Below are 24877 nucleotides of genomic sequence, written 5' to 3'. Positions count from 1 at the left end.
GGCTTATGCTCCCAGAATACTTTGGCCACACACCCGCAGTGCCTGGCCGCTGAGCGCGCCCGAACCCGGCTGGCCGAGCCAGGCCACAGCCTCGGCGACGTCCTGGGGCTGGCCACCCTGGCCCAGCGAACTCATGCGTCGTCCCGCTTCGCGCAGGGCAAAGGGAATATGCGCGGTCATTTGGGTTTCGATAAAACCCGGGGCCACGGCATTGATACTGATGCCACGCTCGCCCAGCGACGCTGCCCAAGCCTGAGCAAGGCCGATCAGCCCGGCCTTGCTGGCGGCGTAGTTGGTCTGGCCGCGATTGCCGGCGATACCGCTGATGGACGCGAGCAGGATTACCCGGCCGTTATCGCGCAGGGTGCCGCTATCAAGCAGGGCCTTGGTCAGCACTTGCGGGGCGTTGAGGTTAACGGCGAGTACCGAGTCCCAGAATTCCGGGGTCATATTGGCCAGGGTTTTATCACGGGTGATACCGGCGTTGTGCACCAGGATATCGATACCATCGGCCAGTTGCCCGGTCAGTTGTTCTGCGGCATCGGCGGCACAGATGTCCAGGGCGATGCTGTGCCCGCCCAAGCGCGCGGCCAGCGCATCGAGATCGCTCTTGGCGGCCGGCACGTCGAGCAGGATCAGTTCGGCGCCATCCCGGGCCAGGGTTTCGGCAATCGCGGCGCCAATGCCACGGGCCGCACCGGTAACCAGTGCCTTGCGCCCGGCCAGGGGGCGGGTCCAGTCCTGCACCTGGTTGGCGCAGGCCTTGAGGCGCAGCACCTGGCCGCTGATAAAGGCACTTTTTGGCGAGAGAAAAAAGCGCAGTGCGCCTTCAAGCTGATCTTCGGCCCCCTCGCCGATATACAGCAGTTGCAAGGTACTGCCGTTACGCAATTCCTTGGCCAACGAGCGACTGAAACCTTCGAGCGCACGTTGCACGCTGGCGGCAAAAGGGTCGCTTAATGTTTCAGGGGCACGGCCCAGGATCACCATATGGGTACAGTGCTCGAGATTGCGCAGCAGCGGCTGGAAAAATTCGCGCAGTTGCTTGAGCTGCCCGGTGTGCAACAGCTCGCTGGCGTCAAACACCACGGCCTTGAGCTTTGGTCCCTGGCCTGGAATCCACGGTGTGGCATGCAAGGGTTCAGGGCCATAGCTGAACACCGCATCGGTGAGTTTGCCGCCAAAGCGGGCCACCTGTGCGGCAAGCGCACCGCCGCCAATCAGCAGAGGGCCTTCGACGGGGCGCAGGCGCCCGGCCTGCCAGCGCTCCAGTCGTCCCGGTGACGGCAGCCCCAACGCGCCGACCAGCCGCTGGCCGAGGGATGAGTTGACGAAGTCGATATAACGGTCTGACATGGAACACTCTCCGACAGGTGGGGTTCAAAGGGTTGACCACAAACAGACCGTGGTCGTTCGTTATCGGCAATAAGGCCTACGCTGGTAACGATTAATGGATTTAAGAGAATAGGGTGAATCGTATGAGTCTGCGTCGTGTAGCAATTATTGGTGGTAATCGAATCCCGTTTTCTCGCGCCAACGGGCCTTATGCGACTGCCAGTAATCAGGACATGCTGACGGCGGCGCTGGAAGGGCTGATCGAGCGATACAACCTTCACGGGTTGCGCATGGGCGAAGTAGTGGCCGGGGCGGTGCTCAAGGATTCGCGGGATTTCAGCCTGACCCGCGAATGTGTGCTGGGCTCGCGGCTGTCGCCGCAAACTCCGGCCTATGACTTGCAGCAGGCCTGCGGTACAGGGCTTGAGGCGGCATTGCTGGTGGCCAACAAGATTGCCCTGGGGCAGATCGAGTGCGGGATTGCCGGTGGCGTGGACTCTGCCTCCAATGTTCCGATCGGCATCAATGACGGGCTGCGCAAATGGCTGCTGCAGTTCAACCGCCTCAAGGCACCTGTGGACAAGCTCAAGGCGTTGCTGCAATTGCGTCCGGGCTTTTTGAAGCCCGAATTTCCACGCAACGGCGAGCCTCGCACCGGGCTGTCGATGGGCCAGCACTGCGAGTTGATGGCGCAAACCTGGAACATCCCCCGGGTTGAGCAGGACGAGCTGGCGCTGCACAGCCATCAGGCACTGACGGCGGCTTACCACGCCGGCTGGGAAGATGATCTGCTTACGCCATTTATGGGCCTGAGCCGTGATAACAACCTGCGTGCCGACCTGACCCTGGAGAAACTGGCCGCCCTCAAGCCCGTATTCGAGCGCAGCGCCAAGGGCACGTTGACGGCGGGCAACTCCACGCCACTGACCGATGGTGCGTCGACGGTCTTGTTGGGCAGTGAAGAATGGGCCAGGGAGCGCGGCTTGCCGGTCTTGGCGTATTTGCGCGATGGTGAAACAGCTGCTGTAGATTTCGTACACGGTGCAGAAGGGTTATTGATGGCACCGGTATACGCCGTCCCACGGCTGCTGGCGCGTAATGGCCTGACCTTGCAGGACTTTGACTACTACGAGATTCACGAGGCATTTGCCGCGCAGGTGCTGTGCACCTTGAAGGCCTGGGAGGATGGGCCTTACTGCAAAAGCCGGTTGGGTCTTGATGCAGCGCTGGGGGCGATTGATCGCAGCAAACTCAACGTCAAGGGCAGTTCCCTGGCGGTGGGTCATCCGTTTGCGGCGACGGGCGGGCGTATCGTGACCAATATGTCCAAGCTGCTGGCCACCGCCGGGCAGGGTCGAGGTTTGATCTCGATCTGCGCGGCGGGCGGGCAGGGTGTTACTGCAATAATTGAGCGATAGCCGTCTGTGGGAGCGGGCTTGCTCGCGATGGGCGCAATGCGGTGTGCCTGTTACGCCGTGGCGTCGGCATCGCGAGCAAGCCCGCTCCCACCCGAGATGTTGTTGTGTTTGGCTTCTGCGCGACTGCGAGTGGCATAACTCTCGGCCATCACCGAACACACGATCAACTGCAGTGGGTGGTAGATCATGATCGGCAATAAAATCAGGCCCAGCCCCGGGTTGGCCCCGAAAATCAGGGCCGCCATCGGCGCACCCGCTGCGAGGGATTTCTTGCTGGCGCAGAACACTGCAGCGATTTCATCTGCGGTGCTGAATTTCAGGGCGCGGGCGGTGCGGGTGGTCATCCACAGGATAATCGCCAGCAGGACCGCACTGCCGACCAATGCACTGACAATCACCGAACTGCCCTGCTGTTGCCACATGCCCGAGACCATCGAGTTGCAGAACGCGGCGTAAACCAGCAGCAGAATCACCACCTTGTCGCAGATATTGGTGTAGCGCTTGTGCCGGGCAAAAAAGCGTCCGCACAGCGGGCGCACCAACTGGCCCAGCACCAGCGGCAGCAACAGCATGGCGCACAGGTCGAGCAGGGTTGAACCCAGGTCGATGCCCCCTGCGCCGCTGCCCACCACGAAGCTGACCAGCAAGGGTGTCAGGAAAATCCCCAGCACGCTGGACAGGCTGGCGTTAAGAATCGCTGCCGGCACATTGCCTCCAGCACTGCCGGTCAGTGCCACCGACGAGGAGATGGTCGAGGGCAGGGCACACAGGTAGAAAAATCCCAACATCAGCAACGGCGGGATATGGGCGCCCAACAGCTTGTTGGCGACCACCCAGATCAGCGGGAAGACGATAAAGGTAAAGCCCTGCACCATAACGTGCAGGCGAATGTTTTTCAGGCCGTGACTGATCTGCTCACTGGACAGGTTCACCCCGTGCAGGAAAAACACCAGAAACACTCCGATATTGATCACCCATTCCGCGTGCATTGCACCGCCAGTGCTACCGAAATGCGGAAACACATAGGCCAGGAAAGTCGCCAGCAGCATGCCGCACAGAAACCAGTCGGTGAACATTCGTTTGAGATGTTTGAGTACAGGCATTGTCAGCACCGCAACATTGTAAGAATTGATGACTTAGCCTAACGTCGCAGCAATCTGTCGTCTTGCGATATAAGGCCAATCAATGCCGCCAAACGGACAACGTGGGCTGCCGCGTGCCATTCCGGTACTCGATGCCCTGCCACGACCCCTGTATGCCCGGGCCGAAAGCCTGGGCGCGGGTTCGTGGACGCCGCGCCATCGACACGATTGGGTGCAGTTTTCGTACGCTATTAGTGGTGTGCTGGGCGTACATACAGACGAGGGCAGTTTTTTTGCGCCCCCGCAGTGGGGTATCTGGATTCCGGCCGGGCTGGAGCATGAAGTGATCACCTCGATGCGCGCTGAAATGCGCAGCCTCTATGTGCGCCGTGAGGACTGCCAATGGGCGCCGGGGCAGTGCCGGGTACTGGAGGTCACGCCGCTGGCCCGGGAGCTGATCAAAAGCTTTTGTGCGCTGCCCGTCGACTACCCCGAGGACGGGAGCTGCGAGCAACGCTTGGTGGCGGTGCTGCTGGACCAGTTGGCAAGCCTGCCCGAGGTCGGTTTTTCACTGCCGTTGCCCCGTCATGAACGTTTGCTGGTGCTGTGCAATGAGCTGGTCGAAACCCCTGATGCCGAGGCGAACCTGGGCCTGTGGTCGTATCGGCTGGGGATGTCCGAAAAAACCCTGATGCGTTTGTTTCAACGTGAAACAGGCTTGAGTTTCCGCAGTTGGCGGCAGCGGGTGCGTCTTCTGTCATCTTTACGGGTGCTGGAGGAGGGCGGTCATGTCACGCGGGCGGCGCTGTCTTGCGGGTATGAATCAACGTCGGCGTTTATTGCGGCGTTTAAAAAGATGTTCGGCTTTACCCCGGGTGACTTGTTTCGACAGGGTTAAGTCGGTGCTCAAAACGTGTTGCTCGTCTATCATTCAAATCGTTTGCCCTCTCCCCGTGGTGAGTGGATTGCCGTATAACGAATGACATTCGCGTGTTTGGTAATAAAGGACCCACAATAAAAGCTGATGAAGACTCCAAAACGCTTAGAACCCCTGATCGAAGACGGTCTGATCGACGAGGTGCTGCGCCCACTCATGAGTGGCAAGGAAGCAGCTGTATACGTAGTCCGCTGCGGCAATGAGCTGCGATGCGCCAAGGTTTACAAGGAGGCCAACAAACGAAGTTTCCGCCAGGCCGCCGAATATCAGGAGGGTCGCAAGGTTCGCAACAGCCGTCAGGCCCGAGCGATGGCCAAGGGCTCGAAGTTCGGTCGTAAAGAAACCGAAGATGCCTGGCAAAACGCCGAGGTAGCGGCGCTGTTTCGCCTGGCCGGTGCGGGTGTGCGGGTTCCTAAACCGTTCGACTTCCTCGAAGGCGTGCTGTTGATGGAACTGGTGGCGGACGAGTACGGCGATGCGGCTCCGCGTCTCAATGACGTGGTGCTGGAGCCGGATCAGGCCCGCGAGTACCACGAGTTCCTGATTCAGCAAATCGTGCTGATGCTGTGTACGGGGCTGGTTCACGGCGACTTGTCCGAGTTCAACGTTTTGCTGACGCCAACCGGCCCGGTCATCATCGACTTGCCCCAGGCGGTCGATGCGGCGGGTAACAACCACGCCTTCAACATGCTGGAGCGTGACGTGGGCAACATGGCTTCCTATTTCGGGCGTTTTGCGCCGGAACTGAAGAAGACCAAGTACGCCAAGGAAATGTGGGCACTTTACGAAGCTGCCACCCTGCACCCTGGCAGTGTGTTGACGGGCGAGTTTGACGAGCCGGACGAGTTGGCGGATGTCGGCGGGGTGATGCGCGAAATCGAAGCTGCACGTCTGGACGAAGCTTTCCGCCAGGCAGTGCGTGCTGCCGATGATGCGCCACCGAGCAAGGCTGAAGAGCCACCACCCCCGTGGATGCAGTAATTGGCTAACTAAAAAATCCGGCTCAGGCCGGATTTTTTATGCGCCTGGGGCTGCCCGGGTTCTTGTGGGAGCGGGCTTGCTCGCGATGGAATCACCGTGTTTTACCTGTCAGAGCGCGTTGTTTGCATCGCAGGCAAGCCAGCTCCCACGGGTAATGCGCCGCTCATCAAAACCGCTGCTGCCCTGTTCCTGGCAAGTGTTTGGGCGCTCAAAACCGGTTCAGCGGAATCTTCAGGCTGCACAGGCCGCTGTCATCCGCAGGCGGCAGGTTGCCTGCACGAATATTGACCTGAATCGCCGGAATCAGCAGCGCCGGAACCCCCAGAGTGGCATCGCGGGCCGTACGCATGCCGACAAAACCTGCCAGGTCGATGCTGTCATTGACGTGGATGTTTTTTGCCCGCTGTTCACCCACCGTGGTCGACCAGCAGGCTTCGCGCCCGGCTGGCGGGTAGTCATGGCACATAAACAGGCGGGTCGACTCAGGTAATGCCAGCAGGCGCTTGATCGATTGATACAACTGCCGCGCATCGCCACCCGGGAAGTCGCAACGGGCGGTGCCCACATCAGGCATAAACAGGGTATCGCCCACAAACAGGCTGTGGTGTTCTACCTGATAGGCCATATCGGCCGGGGTATGGCCGGGCACATGCAGCGCCCGCACCTCTAGTCGCCCGATATGAAACAGCTCGTCGGGCTCGAACAGGCGATCGAACTGCGAGCCATCAAGCTTGAATTCCGGCTCAAGGTTATAGATATCGCGGAACACCCCCTGGACCTGGGTGATGGCAGCCCCGATGCCGATCTGCCCGCCCAGCTTGCGCTTGAGGTAAGCGCTGGCCGACAGGTGGTCGGCATGGGCGTGGGTCTCCAGCAGCCATTGCACCTTCAGGCCTTCAGCCTGCACGAAAGCGGCGATGGCGTCGGCACTGACGGTGCTGATACGCCCGGCGGCGGCATTGTAGTCCAGCACCGGGTCGATGATTGCGCACTCCACGCTGCCAGCAGCATGGACCACGTAGCTCACGGTCGACGTCGCCGGGTCGAAGAAACCTTGAATTTCGGGATGCATGAGGGGCCTCGTGGCGGTCGTTGAATGATCAATATATTGAAAGATATATTATCGAGTCGTAGACTGTCGACCATCACGCACCGGAGCTTTTCATGACTGCTCAGCTAACCAGCGAAGAAATCGGGCTTCTGCGCGACTCTGCTTCCAAAGCCTGCACCCTTCTCAAAGCGTTGGCCAATGAAGATCGCCTGCTGCTGCTCTGCCAGTTGACTCAAGGTGAGCGCAATGTCGGCGAACTTGAAGCGCTGACCGGCATCAGACAACCCACACTGTCGCAACAACTCGGTGTGTTGCGCGATGAGGGCATGGTCAATACCCGAAGGCTGGGGAAATACATTTTCTACTCACTCGCCAGCTTTGAAGTGGTTTCTGTGATGCAGACCCTGTCGGGGCTGTATTGCGGGCAAGCGCTCAAAAAGTAACGCCCTCCCAATCCATTCATTTTAGTTGTGCCTGGAGTGCTCAATGGAGCAAAGCATCAAGCGAATCGACGCGTCATTTTCCGTGACCGGTCAGATCGAGCAGTCTGATCTCCAATCCTTGGCTGCGCTGGGTTTTGCCAGCGTGATGTGCAACCGCCCCGACCATGAAGGCGGGCCTGAGCAACCCGAACACACTGCGATGCAACAGGCCGCGCAGGCCCTGGGGCTGAGCTTTGCCTATCTGCCAGTAGCGACCAGCGGCGCAACACCCGGGCAGGTGCAGCAATTGCGTGAACTGCTCGACGAGTTGCCCAAACCGGTGCTGGCGTACTGCCGCACGGGCAATCGCTCTGCCAAGCTTTTTGAAGCGGCCACCCAGGGCACGCGTGAGGCCAGGCAGTACGATGTGGTCGTGGTGGGCGGTGGCTCGGCCGGTATTTCGGTGTCGGCCAGCCTGTTGAAGCGTAACCCGGCCTTGCGTATCGCCGTGATCGAGCCCAGCACCGAACACTATTACCAGCCCGCCTGGACGCTGGTCGGGGGAGGGGCCTACGATATCAAAAACACGGTTCGCCCCACCGTTGCGGTCATGCCCAAAGGTGCTGTGTGGGTCAAGGCGTCGCTGTGTGCCTTTGCTCCGCAGCGCAAGGTTGTGCTGCTCAGCGATGGCAGCGAGCTGGGTTACCAGCAACTGATCGTTTGCCCGGGGCTGGAACTGGCCTGGGAAAATATCGAGGGCCTGGAAGAAACCCTGGGCAAGAATGGCGTGACCTCCAACTATCGTCACGATCTGGCGCCCTATACCTGGGAACTGGTGCGCAGCCTGAAGGGCGGCAAGGCACTGTTTACCCAGCCGGGCATGCCGATCAAGTGTGCGGGTGCGCCGCAAAAAGCCATGTATCTGGCCTGCGATCATTGGCGCAAACGCGGTGCTCTGGACGCTATCAAGGTGGAGTTCAACCTGGCGGGGGCGGTGTTGTTTGGCGTGCCGGCTTTTGTCCCGCCGCTGATGAAGTACGTTGAAGCCTACAAGGCTCAATTGGCCTTCCAGTCCAATCTGGTCAAGGTTGACGGTCCCGCCAGAACGGCCTGGTTTGATGTGACTGATGCCAAGGGCGGTGTGACTTGTGTTGCTAAAACCTTCGACCTGCTGCATGTGGTACCACCGCAGCAGGCGCCCGATGTGATCCGCCGCAGTGAACTGGCGGACAAGGCGGGCTGGTTCGAGACCGATCCGGCGACCCTGCAACATCCACGCTACCCCGAAATCTTCGCCCTGGGCGATGTGTGCAATACACCCAATGCCAAGACCGCGGCGGCAACCCGCAAGCAAGTGGTCGTGGTGGCCGAAAATCTGCTCGCACTGCGCAAGGGCGTGACCTTGCCCAAGCGTTATGACGGCTATGGCTCCTGCCCGCTGACCGTGGAAAACGGCAAGGTGATCCTGGCTGAATTCGGCTATGGCGGCAAACTGCTACCCACCTTTCCCCTGGACCCGACCGTACCCCGCAAATCGGCGTGGCTGCTCAAGGCCACATTGCTGCCGTGGTTTTACTGGCAAGGCATGCTCAAAGGCCGCGAGTGGTTCACTGACTGCAAGCCGGATTGACCCTGACCATGTTGATTATTTTATTTGGCATGCTGGTGGGGTTGGTGCTCGGGCTGACCGGTGCCGGTGGCGGCATCCTGGCCATCCCGGCGCTGACTCTGGGGCTGGGCTGGACCCTGGCGCAAGCGACACCGGTGGCGTTGCTGGCCGTAGGCACGGCAGCGGCACTGGGGGCGCTGGATGGCCTGCGCAAGGGGCTGGTGCGCTACAAGGCAGCGGCGTTGATGGCGCTGGTCGGCTCGACCACCTCGCCCATCGGGCTGCACCTTGCCCGGTTGATGCCGGCCAAGGTGCTGGTGTTGATGTTCAGCGCGGTGATGATGTTTGTCTCAGTGCGCATGTTCCTGCAGGCCCGGGCGGATGCCCGCGATGACGGCAGCCTGGGGGTACTGGAAAAAAACTGCATGCTCAACCCTGCAACCGGGCGACTGACCTGGAATGCCCGCTGCAGCATGACCCTGGTATCCATTGGTGCTACCTCGGGGTTGCTGACGGGGTTATTGAGTGTGGGCGGCGGGTTCTTGATCGTGCCGGCATTTCGCAAGTTCAGTGACGTGCGTATCCACGCCGTGGTGTCCACGTCCTTGATGGTCGTGGCGCTGGTATCGCTGGGCACCTTGGGCAATCTGATGAGCCAGGGCGTGAGCCTGTCGAATGAAGGCGTGATATTTATTGGCGCCACCCTGGCCGGAATGATTGCCGGGCGGGTGATTGCCCCGCACGTCTCGGCCCAGTGGCTACAGCAGGGATTCGCGGGGCTGTGTGCGGTGATTGGCGTGCTGATGCTGGCTAAAGTGCTGCTGACAGCTTTCTGATTAACGTTCCTGTGGGAGCGGGGCTTGCTCGCGATGGCATCACCTTGGTCAGCCAGATACACCTTGGCGCCTGAATCGCGAGCAAGCCCGCTCCCACAGGTTTATCAGCAGATCATGCAGATGATCATGTCTTTACGGTGCAGCATGGGCCTGACTCCAGGTCCTTGAGGATCGGGCAGTCAGGGCGGTGGTCGCCCTGACAGCTTTCGACCAGATCCTGCAAGGTGTCGCGCAGGCTGCTCAGCTCGGCGATCTTCTGGTTCAACTCTTCAATATGCTGGCGCGCCAGTGCCTTCACATCGCCGCTGGCGCGCTGGCGATCCTGCCACAGGGTCAGCAGCTTGCCGACCTCTTCCAGCGAAAACCCCAGGTCCCGCGAGCGTTTGATAAACGCAAGGGTATGCAGGTCGTCATCGCTGTAAAGGCGGTAGCCGCTGTCACTGCGTTGCGCGGGTTTGAGCAGACCGATGGATTCGTAATAACGAATCATCTTGGCGCTCAAGCCGCTGTGTCTGGCGGCCTGGCCGATATTCATGACGCCTCCTTATTCAAGATCCCTGGGCTTCCAGAATTTGAGCAGCAACGCATTGCTGACCACGCTGACACTGGAAAAAGCCATGGCCGCGCCTGCCAGCACAGGGTTCAAAAAGCCGAAAGCAGCCAACGGAATGCCGATCACATTGTAGATAAATGCCCAAAACAGGTTTTGCCGGATTTTGGCGTAGGTCTTGCGGCTGATCTCCAGTGCTGCCGGTACCAACCGCGGGTCGCCGCGCATCAGGGTGATGCCCGCTGCGTGCATGGCCACATCGGTGCCACCGCCCATGGCGATACCGATATCGGCCGCGGCCAGTGCCGGGGCGTCGTTGATACCGTCGCCGACCATGGCCACTACACCGGTTTTTTTCAGTTCGGCCACGGTCGCGGCCTTGTCGGCGGGCAACACTTCGGCGTGAACATCGCTGATTCCCAGGGCCTCGGCCACTACTTTGGCACTGCCGCGGTTGTCGCCGGTCAACAGGTGACTGCTGATATGACGGGCATTGAGCTGGGCGATGGCCGACTGGGCACCGGGCTTGAGTGTGTCACCAAAGGCGAACAGGCCCAGCACTTGGGGCTGCGGGCTTTGTTCGATCAGCCAGGACAGCGTGCGACCTTCGGTTTCCCAGGCGCTGGCCGATGCGGCGAGCGAGCCCGGATTGAGACCGGTTTCTTCCAGCAGGCGGCGGTTGCCCAGGGCCAGGCGACGGCCTTCCAGGGTGCCGGCAATACCGCGGCCGGTCAGCGACTGGCTGTCGGTAACGTCCGGCACTTTTAAATCACGCGCCGCGCAAGCATCCAGTACGGCCTTGGCCAGCGGGTGTTCGCTGCCCCGCTGCAGGGCACCGGCGGCTTGCAGCAAGTGCGCTTCATCGCCATCGAGTGCGCTGAAGTGAGCAATTTGCGGCGTGCCTGAAGTCAGGGTGCCGGTTTTGTCGAAAACCACGGCACTGACTTCGTGGGCGCGTTCGAGGGCTTCGGCGTCTTTGATCAGAATCCCGTGGCGGGCTGCAACGCCGGTGCCGGCCATGATTGCAGTGGGGGTCGCCAGGCCCAGGGCACAAGGGCAGGCAATTACCAGTACCGCGACAGCGTTGATCAGAGCGGTTTCAATCGGCGCGCCGTAGAGCCACCAGCCCAGCAGGGTGGCAAGGGCGATCAGCAGCACCACCGGGACAAATACCTGGCTGACCTTGTCCACCAGTTTCTGGATCGGCGCCTTGGCGGACTGCGCGTCCTCTACCAGGCGGATAATGCGCGCCAGTACGGTCTCCGTCCCCAGGGCCATGGTCTTGATAATCAAGCGACCTTCGCCGTTGATGGCGCCGCCGGTGACTTTATCCCCAGGCTGTTTCGGCACCGGCAGGCTTTCGCCACTGATCAGGGCCTCGTCGGCATGGCTTTGGCCTTCGACGACTTCGCCATCCACCGGGAACCGCTCGCCGGGTTTGACCAGCACCAGATCATTGAGACGCAAATCACTGATGGCGACATCCTGTTCCTGGCCGTCGACCATGCGCAAGGCGCGTTCGGGGCGAAGGGCTTCAAGGGCGCGGATGGCGCTGGCGGTCTGGCGCTTGGCACGGCTTTCGAGATATTTGCCCAGCAGCACCAGGGCGATCACAACCGCCGAGGCCTCGAAATACAGATGGGGCATGCTGCCGGGTTCGGCGATGGCCCATTCATACAGGCTCAGGCCATAACCGGCGCTGGTGCCCAGGGCGACCAGCAGGTCCATGTTGCCGGCGCCAGCCTTGACGGCTTTCCACGCGGCCACATAAAAACGTGCGCCCAGAACAAACTGCACCGGGGTCGCCAATACAAACTGGGCCCAGGCGGGCAGCATCCAATGGATGCCAAAAGGTGCAAGCAGCATCGGCAGCACCAGCGGCAGCGCCAGTACGATAGCCAGGGTCAGCGCCCAGCGTTCACGGTGCAGGCGTTTTTGCTGATCGTCTTCGGTGGTTTTTTCGCTCTGGTGCAGGCTGGCACCAGAGCCGGCCTGAGTGACCGCGTTGATCAGCAGGCCCGGATCAACCTGGCCGAGCAATTCGACATGGGCCCGCTCGGTGGCGAGGTTGACGCTGACGCTCTTGACCCCGGGCACCTTGGCCAGGGCTTTTTCTACGCGCCCTGCGCATGAGGCGCAGGTCATGCCGCTGATATCCAGTTCCAGGCTGTGGGCGGGCACGCTATAGCCTGCCTGTTGCACAGCCTCGACCAGTGCCGGCAGGCTCTCGGCAGGCGCTTCGATACGGGCCTGTTCAGTGGCCAGGTTGACGCTGACCGAACGTACACCGGGCACTTTGGCCAGGGATTTTTCCACACGCCCTGCGCAGCTGGCACAGGTCATGCCATCAATCGGCAGATCGAATTGGGTGGGCACGAGCAGTCCTCCTCAAGAAGTTATCTATCCATAGAATCGACCTTGACCCCATGGCAAGGTCAAGGCTTCTTGCTGTTCGTTGTTTGCCGCTCAATATTCCAGTTTGGCGGGCTTGAGGTACATACCCTGTTTACCCAGGGCGATGCGGTATTTGCGCACATCCCCGGCCTTCAGGGTGAACTGCTGCGCGGGCGGCACCAGCATGCCGGGCAGGCAGCCGGGGGCTTGCCCGGGGAGCAGCTTGAGGCGGATATCGACGCTGGCGGGCGGCAGGTTAAAGGCCAGGGCCTGCTCCTGAAACAATCGCCCGGCCAGTTGGTCGTCGATGTACACACCCACTTCGCAGTTGGTCGGCACCTCAAGGCGTTCGCGGGAAATGATCAGCACTCCGTAGTCCTGATCGGCATTTGCCCACAGCGGCACACTGGCAAGACCCAAAAGGCTGACTAGGCTCAAAGCGGTCCAGCGCATGGCTAAGTATCCTGTTATCAAATCGCAAGGCTTGCAGCTTGGCCGAGCACGGGATGGATTGCCAGTCAGCGCGTGAAACAACGGGCTTGACCTTGCCACGATGGCAAGGTCGAAGCTGTAGGCATATCTCAAACAGGAGGCGTAATCATGCAAACGTTCAAGGTAGACGGTATGACCTGTGGTGGCTGTGTGGGCGCGGTGACCCGTGCAGTGCAGACGGTGGATAAAGACGCGAAGGTTGAAGTGGACCTGGCGAGCAAAACCGTCAAGGTGGACAGCAACGTATCACCGTTGCAAATTATCGACGTGATCACCAATGCCGGGTTTGAGGCGCGCACGGCGCACTAAACCTGTATGTAGCAGCTGCCGAGGAACTAGGCTGCGTCCGGCGACGTAGTCGTCGTGAATGCTAAGAGCAAGCTCTGACTGGCGCACCGCAATGTCAGACTTACGACGGCTGCGCCGCCGAACGCAGCCTCGTTCCTCGGCAGCTGCTACGGCGGTGTTGTTTCAGGACGGGTTCAAGGTGATTTATTAGCTAGCTCGCTAACTTAATGTTCAGGGTCGATAACCACAGCTAAACTGTCAGCTTGCGCTAACCGCAGCCTGATCCCTGGATACCTGATGAACCTTCGAACAATCTTGATTCTTGGCGCCCTGAGTGCCTTCGGTCCTTTGGCGATCGACTTTTACCTGCCCGGCTTCCCGGCGATGGCACAAGCCTTTGCAACCGACGAAACCCAGATACAACTGACGCTGGCCGTGTACTTTCTGGGCCTGTCCATCGGTCAGCTGGCCTATGGCCCGGTAGCGGACCGCTTCGGCCGGCGCGTGCCGCTGCTGGTGGGCGTCGGGCTATTCACTGTCGCGTCACTGGCATGCGCCTTTGCGCCGACCCTGGAGTGGCTGATTGGTGCCCGGTTTGTCCAGGCCCTTGGCGGCTGTGCGGGCATGGTCCTTTCGCGGGCAATTGTCAGTGACAAATGCGACGCGGTGCAGTCGGCCAAAGTGTTTTCACAATTGATGCTGGTTATGGGCCTGGCGCCAATCCTGGCGCCGATGTTGGGTGGGTTGCTGGTCAACCTGTATGGCTGGCAATCGATTTTCCTGGTGTTGACGGTGTTCAGCGCATTGGCGGCAACGGCCGTAGCGCTTGGCTTGCCTGAAAGCCTGCCGGCCAACGTGCCACGTCAGCCGCTGTCGGGGGCATTGCGTCAGTACGGGCGGTTGCTCAAGGATCGCGAGTTCCTTGGCCATGCCCTGACGGGGGGGATCGCAATGGCCGGGATGTTTGCCTACATCGCGGGTTCACCTTTCGTATTTATCAAACTCTATGGCGTGCCTGCCGAGCATTACGGCTGGTTGTTCGGCACCAACGCGGCCGGCTTTATCCTGGTGGCGCAGTTGAACGCCCGCCTGCTGGCCAAGCGTGGCCCGGCCTTTTTGCTGTCGCGCATGGTGTGGGTGTATCTGGCGGCGGGTCTGGCCTTGCTGGGCGTCAGCAGTTTGCATACCGAACAACTGTGGCCGCTGCTGGTGCCGCTGTTTATCTGCATTGCCAGCCTGGGCTGCATCATTCCCAATGCCTCGGCCTGCGCCATGAGCGGGCAGGGCGCGCGCGCCGGCAGTGCTTCGGCGATGCTGGGTTGTTTGCAGTTCAGCGTGGCGGCGGGGGCGGCATCACTGGTGGGGGTATTGCACGACGGCAGCGCAATGCCAATGGCGATGGTCATCACCCTGTGCGGGCTTGTGGCAGTGGGCCTGGCAGTGGCGACCCGGCGCCTGTACACCGCACGGATCGCCGCTCAGCAGCCGGTCTGATTCAGCCAGCCAAACGTTCGGGCAGGCGGTGCGGGGCATGCAGGCGCGATTGCAGCTTGTCGACAAAGGCCCGGGCCTCGGCTTCGCTGCGAAAGTTGACGGCTTGCTGGTCGATTTGCACCTGCCATTTGCAGTCGCGGGATCTTGCTAGCGCTTTTATCAGGATTTTCATGACTGGCCTCCTTCGGTTCGCAAAGGAGGCCAGTGTATGCCGAAAAACTTTGATTAAAATGCCCGGAATCAAGTCTCTGACTGACGGTTAAAAAATGACCACATGGGTCCCGTCAGACGTCCTCTCAGAAGCCTTCGAGCACAATCTTGCCCTTGGCCATGCCGCTTTCCAGCAGTGCATGGGCGCGGCGCAGGTTGGTGGCATTGATGCTGCCAAAGTGCTCGCCGACCGTGGTACGCAGGGTGCCCGCATCGATCAGCCCGGCGACACGATTGAGCAGGAGATGTTGCTCGATCATGTCCGGGGTCTGGAACAGCGAGCGGGTGTACATGAACTCCCAGTGCAGTGACAGGCTCTTGCGTTTGAGTTTGGTGATATCCAGCGCCTTGGGATCATCAATCAGCGCCAGTTTGCCCTGTGGTGCCAGTGCTTCTACCAACTGATCGAGATGCTGGTCAGTCTGGGTCAGGCTGGCAACATGGGTGACGGCGTCGATGCCGTGACGCTTGAGTTCTTCGCTCAGCGGCTGGCTGTGGTCGATAACCAGATCGGCGCCCAGCTCACGGACCCAGGCCTGGGTTTCAGGGCGAGATGCGCTACCAATCACCTTGAGCGCAGTCAGTTGGCTGGCCAGTTGCGTCAGGATTGAACCCACACCACCCGCCGCGCCGACGATCAGCAGGCTTTGTTGCTCGTCGGTCTTGCCCTCGTTGACGCCAAGGCGCTCAAACAACAACTCCCAGGCAGTGATGGCGGTCAACGGCAACGCTGCGGCCTGTGCGAAATCGAGGCTTTTGGGCATATGCCCGACGATGCGTTCATCCACTACATGACGTTCACTGTTGGCCCCGGCACGGGCAATGGAGCCTGCATAAAAGACCTTGTCGCCGACCTTGAACAAGCTGACTTCACTGCCGACGGCCTTGACCACACCGGCCACATCCCAGCCCAGTACCTTGGCAGTGTCGGCCTCGGGCTGCACGTTCTGGCGCACTTTGGTGTCCACCGGGTTTACGGAAATGGCTTTGACCTCGACCAGCAAATCCCGGGGGCCGGCCACCGGCTCTGGCAACTCGATATCTTGCAGGGCCAGCGGGTCTTGAATCGGTAACGAGTGGTAGTAGGCGACAGCTTTCATGGGACATGTCCTGAAGATGATTAAGAAACTGGCAGTGATAATTGGCTATTTCACCGCGCGATAAAACCGGCTAAAACAGCAGTCTCTTTCAATTTTTTATTGATAATGGTCGGGTGGATGGTGAATGCTGCGTTTCGATGATCTGCAATTGTTCGTTCACGCGGCTGACTTGGGCAGTTTGTCTGCGGCGGCCCGGGTGATGGATATGTCCCCGGCGGTGGCCAGCGCTGCTCTCAAACGGATAGAAGCTCAACTGGGCGCGCGCCTGCTGGCGCGTTCAACCCGAAGTTTGCGTCTGACGGCCGAAGGCGAAGGCTTTCTTGAATATGCGCGTACGGCACTCGCTAGCCTCGATGAGGGGCGACGCTTGTTGGCGCGTGGGCAAGATCAGGTTAGCGGAGTGTTGCAACTGTCGGCACCTTCAGACTTCGGCCGTAATCTGTTGCTGCCCTGGCTGGATGAGTTCCAGCGTGAGCATCCGCAACTCACCGTGCGCCTGTTATTGGGTGACCGGATTGCCGACCTGTTCCGCCAGCCTGTGGATATCGCCTTGCGTTACGGCGAGCCGGAAGACTCCAGCCTGGTGGCGCTGCCGGTGGCCCCGGATAACCGCCGGGTGCTGTGTGCGTCCCCCGACTACCTGGCGCGCAAGGGCGAGCCGCGTCAGCTTGAGCAGTTGCTGCAACACAATTGCCTGTTGTACATGCTCGGCACGCGGGTTCACGACCATTGGCAATTCAATGACGGCAAGCGCGAACTGGGGCTGACGGTAAGCGGCAATCGTTTCAGCGATGATGCCGACGTGGTGCGCTTGTGGGCGGTTGCCGGGCAGGGCATTGCCTACAAGTCGTGGCTGGATGTGGCGGGAGATGTGCAGAGCGGGCGGCTCAAGGTGTTACTGCCGGGGCTGATGTGCGAGCGGGCGCCGCTGAATCTGCTGTGTGGTCACCGGGCGCAATTGAGTAAACCGGTGCGGCTCTTGCGCGACATGCTCAGTGAGCGCTGTGCGATGTTGAGCAAGTTGTACCCGGGGAAACAGTAAAATTGCTGTGGTAGTGACGGTGTTGCAGTTTCAAATGTCTGTGGGAGCGGGCTTGCTCGCGATGCTGACAATCAGGTGTGTCTGCCTGATCGAGTTGATGCCATCGTGGGCAAGCCCGTTCCCACAGGGGAGACCGCGTGTTACGGCTTGACCAACCGCGCATCCAGACCGTTTTGCGCCAGGCGTTTGGCCTGGTCCTGGGTCATGCCCAGATCGGTGTATAGCGCGTGGAAGTTCTCAGTCATATAACCGCCAAAGTAGGCCGGGTCATCAGAGTTGACGGTCACTTTTACGCCACGCTCAAGCATGTCGAGAATGTTGTGTTGCGACATGTGATCAAACACACAGAGTTTGGTGTTGGACAACGGGCATACGGTCAACGGGATCTGCTCGTCGATGATGCGTTGCATCAGACGTTCGTCTTCAATGGCGCGCACGCCATGGTCGATACGCTGGATCTTGAGCAAGTCCAGGGCTTGCCAGATGTACTCCGGCGGGCCTTCTTCACCCGCGTGGGCAACGGTCAGGAAGCCTTCATCACGGGCGCGGTCGAATACGCGCACAAACTTGCTCGGCGGGTGGCCCATTTCTGAACTGTCGAGGCCAACGGCGACAAAGGCATCGCGAAATGGCAGGGCCATATCGAGGGTCTTTTCTGCTTCTTCTTCGCTCAAATGGCGCAGGAAGCTGAGGATCAGGCCGCTGGTGATACCCAGTTGCTGCTCGCCATCTTTAAGTGCGCTGGCAATGCCATTGAGCACGACTTCAAACGGCACGCCACGATCGGTGTGGGTTTGCGGGTCGAAGAAGGGTTCTGTGTGAATGACGTTCTGTTCTTTACAGCGCAACAGGTAGGCCCAGGTCAGGTCGTAGAAGTCCTGGGAGGTACGCAGTACGTCGGCGCCTTTGTAATAAAGATCGAGGAATTCTTGCAGGTTGTTGAAGGCATACGCCTTGCGCAGGGTTTCAACGTCGTTCCAGGGCAGGGCGATCTTGTTGCGCTCGGCCAGCGAAAACAGCAACTCGGGTTCCAGGGAACCCTCCAGGTGCATGTGCAGTTCAGCTTTTGGCAGGGCGTTCAGCCAGTCATACATAAAAGGTTTTCTCATCAAATCGGGTACAGATGGCGACATTCTACAGGTCGGAGGGGGCACAATTCCCCCGCCATTTGTCGCAGGCTGCCTACCAGGGAATCGTCTGGCCCTTGTAGTCGATAAAGTGATGGCCGCCTTTTCCGGCAAATGCCTTGACCTGTGCCACCAGGCCACGGGTGCTGGTTTCGACATCAATATCGGCGCCTTCGCCGCCCATATCGGTTTTTACCCAGCCCGGGTGCATGGACAGCACAGTCGGGTTATTGTCGCCCAGTTCATACAGTACAAAGGTATTGGTCATCGAGTTGAGAGCCGCTTTGCTGGCCTTGTAGAGGGCCATTTCGGGGGCATCAGGTTGAGTGACACTGCCGAGTACTGAGCTCATAAAGGCCAGTACGCCACTGTCCTTACGGATCCGGCTGACAAACTCCCGGGCCACATTGATCGGTGCCACGCTGTTGGTGAAAAACAGCTGCCCCACCTCGGCCAGCGTTGCATTGCCCGACAGCTGGTCGTCCGGGCCTTTGACCCCGGCATTGATAAACAGCAGATCGAAGACTTCATTGTGCAAGGTATTGCCCAATGCCTTGATCGCCTGTTGATTGTTCATGTCCAGTTGTTCGATGCGCACCGGCCCCAATGCCTTCAGGGCCTCGGCTTTTTGTGGGTGGCGCACAGTGGCGGTTACGTCCCAGCCATCGGCAAGCAACTCCTTGACCAGACCCAGGCCCAGGCCACGTGAAGCTCCGATGATCAGTGCTTTTTTTGCGGTCATGAGTAGCGTCCTCTACAAAGTTGATATGAGTTGGTTAAAAATCGTACAAGTGCTTCAAGCCCCCAGCACACAAGGGCTGTGGCCGCATGTGCTCAGGTTATCCACAGGTGGGTGCACAGTGACTGTGGGCAACTATGGATGTCGGAAAATAGCATTTTTATGGGGCTGGCTCGACAGCGTCACGATGCAGCAGGATCCTGCCGCGGCTAAGGTCCGCTAAAAGCTGTCGCGCGGGAGCAATCTGTTCTTCGACCAGCGCCAGTTGCAGGTCAACGCCATTGGCAGTGAAGGCTTCGCCGGTGATCAGGCCGTTGAGTTCACCCAGGCGCAGTTTGACCAATGCCAGCTCGCTGAAACTGCAAGAGCAACTGAGTGCTATACGGCTGACCAACGGCAGTTTTTCGGCGTTTTGCAGGCATTTGTTAGCGCCACCGCCATAGGCCCGAGCCAGGCCGCCGGTGCCCAGCTGAATGCCGCCATACCAGCGGATAACCAGCACCGCGACCTGATCGCAGTCCTGCGCTTCAATGGCCGAGAGTATCGGGCGGCCCGCGGTGCCGCCAGGTTCGCCATCATCACTGCTGCGGTACTGCCCACCAAGTTTCCACGCCCAGCAATTGTGCGAGGCATTCAGGTCGCTGTGTTGCTCGATAAATTCGAGGGCTTGCTGGGCGCTGGTGATGGGGGCAGCAAAAGTAATAAAGCGGCTTTTACGGATTTCTTCGCGGTACTCGCAAAGCCCCGTGAGGGTCGAAGGCATGTCGGTTCCAGGCTTAGACTGCGGGCGTCAGGCCGCAGCCTTTGAGAATGATACGGATCAGGTTGTCGCAGGCCGCATGCATATCCTGTTTGGTCAGGTGCTTGCGCCCCGTTACGCGGCAAATCTGTGTCGAAAAGTCGGCGTAATGCTGGGTGCTGCCCCATAGCAGGAAAATCAGATGGACCGGGTCGACCGGGTCCATCTTGCCTGCATCTATCCAGGCCTGGAACACAGCTGCACGACCTTGAAACCAAGCTCTGTAGTCTTGTGAGAAATACTCGGTCAGGCAGGTCCCGCCACTGATGATTTCCATCGCAAACACTCGCGAAGCCTGGGGCTGTCGCCGGGAAAACTCCATTTTTGCGCGGATATACTGAGTCAGGGCCTGGGCCGGGTCATCGTCAGCGGTCAAAACGTTGAAGGTACGGTCCCATAGCTCGATGATATTGCTCAGTACTGCGATATACAGGCTTAGCTTGTTGGTGAAGTAATAATGCAGATTGGCCTTTGGCAGCCCGGCACTCAGGGCGATGGCGTTCATGCTGGTGCCTCTGAAGCCGTGACGGGCAAACTCATCTTCGGCGGCCTTGAGAATGGCCTCTTCGTTTTTCTGCCGGATACGGCTGGGAGGCTTGCCGTCATGGGCAGGAACTTCAAGGGTCATGGGCGCTCCGGGCAACCTGTTTGTGTAGCGAAGTTTTTCACGTTAACGCGTCGCTTCCAGGCTCTCAAGGAAACTTTCCAGGACCAGATGCGGGCGCCGGCCTTTACGTGTCACCGATGCCAGGCTCAAATCGTAGAAACGTGTTTTTGCCTTCAGTGCCCGCAAGCGGCCCTGCTGAACCCACAGGCTGGCGTAATGGTCGGGCAGGTAACCGATATAGCGCCCGGTCAAAATCAAAAAGGCCATGCCTTCGCGATCCGACGCGCTGGCGGTGCAATTGAGCGCCTGGTAGTGGGCCTGGATATCCGAGGGCAGGCGAAAGGTGGGGGCAATGGCATCCTGCGCATTCAACCGTGCATCTTCCAATTGCCTGTCGTCGACATAAAACAGCGGATGGCCTACGGCGCAATACAACAGTGAACGCTCACTGTAGAGCGGCTGGTACTCAAGCCCGGACAATGTGCTGGCCTGGGGCACCACACCCACATGCAGGCGGCCGTCGAGCACACCCTGTTCAACTTCATGGGGCGAGATCATGCGGATATGAATCTGTACATCAGGCCCACGCTCCTTGAGTTGGGCCAGTGCATGGGTGATACGCATATGGGGCAGGGTGACCAGGTTATCGGTCAGGCCAATGGTCAGTTCGCCGCGCAAATGCTGGTGAAGGCCGTTGACCTCGGTACGAAAGCTCTCAAGTGCGCCGAGTAATTGCAGCGCAGAGTGGTAGACCTCACGACCTTCCTCTGTCAGTGAAAAACCCGCTCGCCCACGTTGGCACAGGCGTAAACCCAGGCGCTGTTCAAGATCGCTCATCTGCTGGCTGATGGCAGAACGGCCAATGCCCAGTACCGTCTCTGCTGCCGAAAAGCCGCCGCACTCCACGACGCTGCGAAAAATACGCAGCAGTCGAATATCAAAGTCGCTGACCTGGGCCAGTGCATCGGGGCGACGGCTGCTCATAGTTTAGTGTATGCCTGACTAAAGGTTAGAAGAGTTGGATTTCATGGACTTTATAGCCGTGGCAATTTAGGCGCAACAACGCTTTCAACATCCCACGCCGCTTTTGCCTTGCGAGGTTTTGCTGATGAACATGCCCGAAAATGCCGAATTGAACCTGACCAGCCAGCTCAAGCTGGATGCTCACTGGATGCCTTACACTGCCAACCGTAACTTCCATCGCGATCCGCGCTTTATCGTCGCGGCCAAGGGCAGTTATCTGACGGATGATAAGGGTCGGCAGATTTACGATTCGCTGTCAGGTCTTTGGACCTGCGGCGCAGGGCATACCCGTACTGAAATCCAGGAAGCCGTGGCCAGACAATTGGGCACCCTCGATTACTCGCCGGCGTTCCAGTACGGCCATCCGCTGTCTTTCAAGCTGGCAGAAAAAATCACCGAGTTGACGCCGGGCAACCTCAATCACGTGTTCTTCACCGACTCGGGGTCGGAGTGTGCCGACACGGCGGTGAAGATGGTGCGTGCCTACTGGCGTCTAAAAGGCCAGTCGAGCAAAACCAAAATGATTGGCCGTGCCCGCGGCTACCATGGAGTGAACATTGCAGGCACCAGCCTGGGTGGGGTGAACGGCAACCGCAAACTGTTTGGCCAGGCAATGATGGATGTGGATCATCTGCCGCACACCCTGTTGGCAAGCAACGCATTTTCTCGCGGCATGCCCGAGCAGGGCGGGATTGCCCTGGCCGATGAACTGCTCAAGCTGATCGAATTGCACGATGCGTCGAACATTGCTGCCGTTTTTGTAGAACCGATGGCAGGCTCGGCTGGGGTATTGGTTCCGCCTCAGGGTTATCTGAAACGTCTGCGGGAAATCTGCGACCAGCACAATATCCTGTTGGTGTTCGATGAAGTGATCACTGGCTTTGGTCGTACAGGCTCAATGTTTGGTGCTGACAGCTTCGGCGTGACACCTGACTTGATGTGTATTGCCAAGCAAGTCACCAACGGCGCGATTCCGATGGGGGCTGTTATCGCTACCAGCGAGATTTATCACACGTTCATGAATCAGCCGACGCCTGAGTACGCGGTTGAATTCCCCCACGGCTATACCTACTCGGCTCACCCCGTAGCCTGTGCTGCGGGTATTGCTGCGCTTGATCTATTGCAAAAAGAGAACCTGGTACAGAGCGTGGCTGAAGTTGCACCGCATTTTGAGAATGCATTGCACGGTTTGAAGGGCGTGAAGAACATCATCGACATTCGCAACTATGGCCTGGCGGGTGCAATCCAGATTGCGCCGCGTGATGGCGATGCAATTGTGCGCCCGTTCGATGCAGCGATGAAACTGTGGAAAGCCGGTTTCTACGTGCGCTACGGCGGCGACACCTTGCAGTTCGGGCCAACGTTCAACAGCAAGCCGCAAGACCTGGATCGCTTGTTCGATGCGGTCGGCGAAGCGCTGAATCAGATCGACTGATCCTTCTATATAGAAGCGACACTTAATGCATTCACCCAGGCGCGCAGCGTTCGCGCCTGTGGACAACTTTCTGGAGCATCCATGAGCACTATTCAACACCTGATCAATGGCGAGTTGCTGAACGATTCCGGGCGCACCGCAGATGTGTATAACCCGTCCACCGGTAAAGTGATCCACCAGGTTCCCCTGGCCAGCCGTGAAACAATCCAGCAGGCGATCGATGCAGCCAAGGCCGCCTTCCCGGCATGGCGTAATACCCCACCTGCCAAGCGCGCCCAAGTGATGTTCCGTTTCAAGCAGTTGCTTGAGCAGAACGAAGCGCGGATCTCGCAGTTGATCAGCGAAGAGCATGGCAAGACTCTGGAGGATGCTGCGGGTGAACTGAAGCGCGGGATCGAGAACGTCGAATACGCTTGCTCGGCTCCGGAAATCTTGAAGGGCGAATACAGTCGTAACGTAGGCCCGAATATTGATGCCTGGTCGGACTTCCAGCCACTGGGTGTAGTTGCAGGGATTACACCGTTCAACTTCCCGGCCATGGTTCCGTTGTGGATGTACCCGTTGGCGATCGTGTGCGGCAACTGTTTCATTCTTAAGCCCTCGGAGCGTGATCCAAGCTCGACACTGTTGATTGCTCAACTGCTGCAAGAAGCTGGTTTGCCCAAGGGGGTTATGAACGTGGTGCACGGCGACAAGTCAGCTGTTGATGCACTGATCGAGGCGCCGGAAGTGAAAGCGCTGAGTTTTGTTGGCTCGACCCCGATCGCCGAGTACATCTACGCCGAAGGCACCAAACGCGGTAAGCGCGTGCAGGCACTGGGTGGGGCGAAAAACCACGCAGTGTTGATGCCGGATGCGGATCTCGATAACGCAGTCAGTGCACTGATGGGCGCAGCGTATGGTTCGTGCGGCGAGCGTTGCATGGCCATCTCGGTTGCAGTGTGCGTCGGTGATCAGGTGGCAGATGCCCTGGTGGCCAAACTGGTTCCTCAAATCAAAGCGCTGAAAATTGGTGCGGGGACTTCGTGCGGTCTGGACATGGGCCCCCTGGTTACCGGTCAGGCGCGGGACAAGGTCAGTGGCTATGTCGATGATGGCGTAGCAGCAGGTGCGCAGTTGGTGGTCGATGGTCGCGGGTTGAGTATCAAGGGGCATGAAGAAGGCTTCTTCCTGGGGGGCTGCCTGTTTGATCGCGTGACACCTGAGATGCGTATCTATAAAGAAGAGATCTTCGGGCCGGTATTGTGCATCGTGCGGGTCAAGAGCCTGGAAGAGGCCATGCAACTGATCAATGATCACGAGTACGGTAACGGTACCTGCATTTTCACCCGTGATGGAGAGGCGGCCCGTTTGTTCTGCGACGAGATTGAAGTGGGTATGGTGGGGGTTAACGTACCGTTGCCAGTACCTGTTGCCTACCACAGCTTCGGCGGCTGGAAACGTTCGCTGTTTGGTGACCTGCATGCCTATGGCCCGGATGGCGTGCGCTTTTACACGCGTCGCAAGGCGATCACACAACGTTGGCCGCAACGTGCCAGCCATGAAGCCTCTCAGTTTGCCTTTCCGAGTCTGTAAGGCAGGCGATAGCAGCCTATAGAAGAAAAGAGGCCAGCCGTCAGGCTGGCCTCTGCTTTTAGGCCCCTTTCAAGGCTATATGACAGAAGTGTGAAACTAGTGCTTGACCCGAGGTTCAAACGGCCTATAATTCGCACCTCTTCCGGCGCAGTCGAAACGGATAACTCCTTGAGTTTCAAAGAGTTGGATGGTTTTTGGCAGTGCCAGCTTCAAGTCATCGAAGCAGGAAATGAGGTGTTGACAGCAGCGTGTAACGCTGTAGAATTCGCCTCCCGCTAACGAGAGATCGAAAGCGCAAGTGGTTGATGTTACAGAGGAAACTTTGAAAACA

Annotated in this window: 24 protein-coding genes; 11 read left to right on the top strand and 13 right to left on the bottom strand. The window is 59.2% G+C overall.

Annotated features, from left to right (window positions below):
- Positions 1 to 3 precede the first annotated feature (3 nt).
- The gene (locus PPTH39_RS17500; protein WP_095001062.1) at positions 4 to 1356 is read right to left on the bottom strand and encodes a 3-oxoacyl-ACP reductase; all 1353 of its coding nucleotides are present in this window, start codon (positions 1354 to 1356) and stop codon (positions 4 to 6) included.
- A gap of 122 nt (positions 1357 to 1478) precedes the next feature.
- On the opposite strand from PPTH39_RS17500, the gene PPTH39_RS17495 reads away from it, so the two are divergent.
- The gene (locus PPTH39_RS17495; RefSeq protein WP_095001063.1) at positions 1479 to 2753 is read left to right on the top strand and encodes an acetyl-CoA C-acetyltransferase; all 1275 of its coding nucleotides are present in this window, start codon (positions 1479 to 1481) and stop codon (positions 2751 to 2753) included.
- A gap of 50 nt (positions 2754 to 2803) precedes the next feature.
- Here the strand turns inward: PPTH39_RS17495 and PPTH39_RS17490 are convergent, their stop codons facing one another.
- Positions 2804 to 3856: a bile acid:sodium symporter family protein gene (locus PPTH39_RS17490; RefSeq protein ID WP_095001064.1), complete on the bottom strand. Its 1053-nt coding sequence runs from the start codon at positions 3854 to 3856 to the stop codon at positions 2804 to 2806.
- Between the two features lie 82 nt (positions 3857 to 3938).
- Between PPTH39_RS17490 and PPTH39_RS17485 the strand changes: the two genes are divergently transcribed.
- A complete protein-coding gene (locus PPTH39_RS17485; RefSeq protein WP_095024478.1) occupies positions 3939 to 4733 on the top strand; it encodes an AraC family transcriptional regulator in 795 nt (264 codons plus the stop codon).
- Positions 4734 to 4859: 126 nt separating this feature from the next.
- Positions 4860 to 5753: a PA4780 family RIO1-like protein kinase gene (locus PPTH39_RS17480; protein ID WP_016783575.1), complete on the top strand. Its 894-nt coding sequence runs from the start codon at positions 4860 to 4862 to the stop codon at positions 5751 to 5753.
- 208 nt (positions 5754 to 5961) lie between these two features.
- Here the strand turns inward: PPTH39_RS17480 and PPTH39_RS17475 are convergent, their stop codons facing one another.
- Positions 5962 to 6825 carry an MBL fold metallo-hydrolase gene (locus tag PPTH39_RS17475; RefSeq protein WP_095020829.1) on the bottom strand — a complete coding sequence of 288 codons (864 nt, stop codon included), beginning with the start codon at positions 6823 to 6825 and terminating at the stop codon, positions 5962 to 5964.
- 92 nt (positions 6826 to 6917) lie between these two features.
- Between PPTH39_RS17475 and PPTH39_RS17470 the strand changes: the two genes are divergently transcribed.
- Genes PPTH39_RS17470 through PPTH39_RS17460 form a run of 3 tightly spaced genes read left to right on the top strand, consistent with a single transcriptional unit; the run spans position 6918 to position 9671 of the window.
- Positions 6918 to 7247 (top strand): ArsR/SmtB family transcription factor, encoded by a 330-nt coding sequence (locus PPTH39_RS17470; RefSeq protein WP_095001067.1) that lies wholly within the window; start codon positions 6918 to 6920, stop codon positions 7245 to 7247.
- A gap of 43 nt (positions 7248 to 7290) precedes the next feature.
- Positions 7291 to 8856, top strand: a complete 1566-nt coding sequence (locus tag PPTH39_RS17465) for a bifunctional protein tyrosine phosphatase family protein/NAD(P)/FAD-dependent oxidoreductase (protein ID WP_130872248.1) — start codon at positions 7291 to 7293, stop codon at positions 8854 to 8856.
- Between the two features lie 8 nt (positions 8857 to 8864).
- Positions 8865 to 9671: a sulfite exporter TauE/SafE family protein gene (locus PPTH39_RS17460; protein ID WP_095001069.1), complete on the top strand. Its 807-nt coding sequence runs from the start codon at positions 8865 to 8867 to the stop codon at positions 9669 to 9671.
- A 124-nt stretch (positions 9672 to 9795) separates the two neighbouring features.
- Here PPTH39_RS17460 and cueR read toward each other — a convergent pair whose 3' ends face one another.
- From cueR to PPTH39_RS17445, 3 genes are all read right to left on the bottom strand, one after another.
- Positions 9796 to 10206 carry a Cu(I)-responsive transcriptional regulator gene (gene cueR / locus PPTH39_RS17455; RefSeq protein ID WP_095020831.1) on the bottom strand — a complete coding sequence of 137 codons (411 nt, stop codon included), beginning with the start codon at positions 10204 to 10206 and terminating at the stop codon, positions 9796 to 9798.
- A gap of 9 nt (positions 10207 to 10215) precedes the next feature.
- Entirely contained in the window at positions 10216 to 12603 is a 2388-nt protein-coding gene (locus PPTH39_RS17450) for a heavy metal translocating P-type ATPase (protein WP_165446533.1), read from the bottom strand.
- Positions 12604 to 12687: 84 nt separating this feature from the next.
- Complete coding sequence (locus PPTH39_RS17445) at positions 12688 to 13068, bottom strand: hypothetical protein (protein WP_016783583.1); 381 nt, start codon at positions 13066 to 13068, stop codon at positions 12688 to 12690.
- A 147-nt stretch (positions 13069 to 13215) separates the two neighbouring features.
- On the opposite strand from PPTH39_RS17445, the gene PPTH39_RS17440 reads away from it, so the two are divergent.
- Both PPTH39_RS17440 and PPTH39_RS17435 read left to right on the top strand, forming a co-directional pair.
- The gene (locus PPTH39_RS17440) at positions 13216 to 13416 is read left to right on the top strand and encodes a heavy-metal-associated domain-containing protein (protein ID WP_016783584.1); all 201 of its coding nucleotides are present in this window, start codon (positions 13216 to 13218) and stop codon (positions 13414 to 13416) included.
- A 276-nt stretch (positions 13417 to 13692) separates the two neighbouring features.
- Positions 13693 to 14889, top strand: a complete 1197-nt coding sequence (locus tag PPTH39_RS17435) for a multidrug effflux MFS transporter (protein ID WP_095019805.1) — start codon at positions 13693 to 13695, stop codon at positions 14887 to 14889.
- Between the two features lies 1 nt (position 14890).
- On the opposite strand, the gene PPTH39_RS17430 is transcribed toward PPTH39_RS17435, so the two are convergent.
- Positions 14891 to 15061 (bottom strand): sensor domain-containing protein, encoded by a 171-nt coding sequence (locus PPTH39_RS17430; protein WP_130872246.1) that lies wholly within the window; start codon positions 15059 to 15061, stop codon positions 14891 to 14893.
- Between the two features lie 124 nt (positions 15062 to 15185).
- Complete coding sequence (locus PPTH39_RS17425) at positions 15186 to 16199, bottom strand: zinc-binding alcohol dehydrogenase family protein (RefSeq protein WP_130872245.1); 1014 nt, start codon at positions 16197 to 16199, stop codon at positions 15186 to 15188.
- A 124-nt stretch (positions 16200 to 16323) separates the two neighbouring features.
- On the opposite strand from PPTH39_RS17425, the gene PPTH39_RS17420 reads away from it, so the two are divergent.
- A complete protein-coding gene (locus PPTH39_RS17420; RefSeq protein WP_095001074.1) occupies positions 16324 to 17241 on the top strand; it encodes a LysR family transcriptional regulator in 918 nt (305 codons plus the stop codon).
- Between the two features lie 140 nt (positions 17242 to 17381).
- Here PPTH39_RS17420 and PPTH39_RS17415 read toward each other — a convergent pair whose 3' ends face one another.
- The 5 genes from PPTH39_RS17415 to PPTH39_RS17395 form a co-directional block, all read right to left on the bottom strand.
- Positions 17382 to 18335: an adenosine deaminase gene (locus PPTH39_RS17415; protein ID WP_016783589.1), complete on the bottom strand. Its 954-nt coding sequence runs from the start codon at positions 18333 to 18335 to the stop codon at positions 17382 to 17384.
- An 88-nt stretch (positions 18336 to 18423) separates the two neighbouring features.
- The gene (locus PPTH39_RS17410; protein WP_095039463.1) at positions 18424 to 19110 is read right to left on the bottom strand and encodes an SDR family oxidoreductase; all 687 of its coding nucleotides are present in this window, start codon (positions 19108 to 19110) and stop codon (positions 18424 to 18426) included.
- A 157-nt stretch (positions 19111 to 19267) separates the two neighbouring features.
- A complete protein-coding gene (locus PPTH39_RS17405) occupies positions 19268 to 19870 on the bottom strand; it encodes an IMPACT family protein (protein WP_095019807.1) in 603 nt (200 codons plus the stop codon).
- 13 nt (positions 19871 to 19883) lie between these two features.
- Entirely contained in the window at positions 19884 to 20534 is a 651-nt protein-coding gene (locus PPTH39_RS17400) for a TetR/AcrR family transcriptional regulator (RefSeq protein ID WP_130872244.1), read from the bottom strand.
- A 42-nt stretch (positions 20535 to 20576) separates the two neighbouring features.
- On the bottom strand, positions 20577 to 21497 hold the full coding sequence (locus PPTH39_RS17395) for a LysR family transcriptional regulator (RefSeq protein ID WP_095001078.1): 921 nt from the start codon (positions 21495 to 21497) through the stop codon (positions 20577 to 20579).
- Between the two features lie 124 nt (positions 21498 to 21621).
- Between PPTH39_RS17395 and aptA the strand changes: the two genes are divergently transcribed.
- Both aptA and PPTH39_RS17385 read left to right on the top strand, forming a co-directional pair.
- Positions 21622 to 22971: an omega-aminotransferase AptA gene (aptA, locus tag PPTH39_RS17390; RefSeq protein ID WP_095001079.1), complete on the top strand. Its 1350-nt coding sequence runs from the start codon at positions 21622 to 21624 to the stop codon at positions 22969 to 22971.
- 81 nt (positions 22972 to 23052) lie between these two features.
- On the top strand, positions 23053 to 24546 hold the full coding sequence (locus tag PPTH39_RS17385) for a CoA-acylating methylmalonate-semialdehyde dehydrogenase (protein WP_095001080.1): 1494 nt from the start codon (positions 23053 to 23055) through the stop codon (positions 24544 to 24546).
- Positions 24547 to 24877 lie beyond the last annotated feature (331 nt).

The organism is Pseudomonas bubulae, from assembly GCF_900618535.1.
Classification (GTDB): Bacteria; Pseudomonadota; Gammaproteobacteria; order Pseudomonadales; family Pseudomonadaceae; genus Aquipseudomonas; species Aquipseudomonas bubulae.
The sequence above is the reverse complement of the archived record's forward strand: the minus strand, read 5'-3'. Positions and strand labels throughout refer to the sequence as shown.

Coding starts and splice junctions, on each gene's coding strand:
- PPTH39_RS17440 (WP_016783584.1), top strand. CDS start 13,216: ATGCAAACGTTCAAGGTAGACGGTATGACCTGTGGTGGCTGTGTGGGC.
- PPTH39_RS17475 (WP_095020829.1), bottom strand. CDS start 6,825: ATGCATCCCGAAATTCAAGGTTTCTTCGACCCGGCGACGTCGACCGTG.
- PPTH39_RS17480 (WP_016783575.1), top strand. CDS start 4,860: ATGAAGACTCCAAAACGCTTAGAACCCCTGATCGAAGACGGTCTGATC.
- PPTH39_RS17420 (WP_095001074.1), top strand. CDS start 16,324: ATGCTGCGTTTCGATGATCTGCAATTGTTCGTTCACGCGGCTGACTTG.
- aptA (WP_095001079.1), top strand. CDS start 21,622: ATGAACATGCCCGAAAATGCCGAATTGAACCTGACCAGCCAGCTCAAG.
- PPTH39_RS17395 (WP_095001078.1), bottom strand. CDS start 21,497: ATGAGCAGCCGTCGCCCCGATGCACTGGCCCAGGTCAGCGACTTTGAT.
- cueR (WP_095020831.1), bottom strand. CDS start 10,206: ATGAATATCGGCCAGGCCGCCAGACACAGCGGCTTGAGCGCCAAGATG.
- PPTH39_RS17405 (WP_095019807.1), bottom strand. CDS start 19,870: ATGCCTTCGACCCTCACGGGGCTTTGCGAGTACCGCGAAGAAATCCGT.
- PPTH39_RS17430 (WP_130872246.1), bottom strand. CDS start 15,061: ATGAAAATCCTGATAAAAGCGCTAGCAAGATCCCGCGACTGCAAATGG.
- PPTH39_RS17460 (WP_095001069.1), top strand. CDS start 8,865: ATGTTGATTATTTTATTTGGCATGCTGGTGGGGTTGGTGCTCGGGCTG.
- PPTH39_RS17470 (WP_095001067.1), top strand. CDS start 6,918: ATGACTGCTCAGCTAACCAGCGAAGAAATCGGGCTTCTGCGCGACTCT.
- PPTH39_RS17490 (WP_095001064.1), bottom strand. CDS start 3,856: ATGCCTGTACTCAAACATCTCAAACGAATGTTCACCGACTGGTTTCTG.
- PPTH39_RS17400 (WP_130872244.1), bottom strand. CDS start 20,534: ATGACCCTTGAAGTTCCTGCCCATGACGGCAAGCCTCCCAGCCGTATC.
- PPTH39_RS17425 (WP_130872245.1), bottom strand. CDS start 16,199: ATGAAAGCTGTCGCCTACTACCACTCGTTACCGATTCAAGACCCGCTG.
- PPTH39_RS17465 (WP_130872248.1), top strand. CDS start 7,291: ATGGAGCAAAGCATCAAGCGAATCGACGCGTCATTTTCCGTGACCGGT.
- PPTH39_RS17500 (WP_095001062.1), bottom strand. CDS start 1,356: ATGTCAGACCGTTATATCGACTTCGTCAACTCATCCCTCGGCCAGCGG.
- PPTH39_RS17435 (WP_095019805.1), top strand. CDS start 13,693: ATGAACCTTCGAACAATCTTGATTCTTGGCGCCCTGAGTGCCTTCGGT.
- PPTH39_RS17445 (WP_016783583.1), bottom strand. CDS start 13,068: ATGCGCTGGACCGCTTTGAGCCTAGTCAGCCTTTTGGGTCTTGCCAGT.
- PPTH39_RS17415 (WP_016783589.1), bottom strand. CDS start 18,335: ATGTATGACTGGCTGAACGCCCTGCCAAAAGCTGAACTGCACATGCAC.
- PPTH39_RS17385 (WP_095001080.1), top strand. CDS start 23,053: ATGAGCACTATTCAACACCTGATCAATGGCGAGTTGCTGAACGATTCC.
- PPTH39_RS17485 (WP_095024478.1), top strand. CDS start 3,939: ATGCCGCCAAACGGACAACGTGGGCTGCCGCGTGCCATTCCGGTACTC.
- PPTH39_RS17495 (WP_095001063.1), top strand. CDS start 1,479: ATGAGTCTGCGTCGTGTAGCAATTATTGGTGGTAATCGAATCCCGTTT.
- PPTH39_RS17410 (WP_095039463.1), bottom strand. CDS start 19,110: ATGACCGCAAAAAAAGCACTGATCATCGGAGCTTCACGTGGCCTGGGC.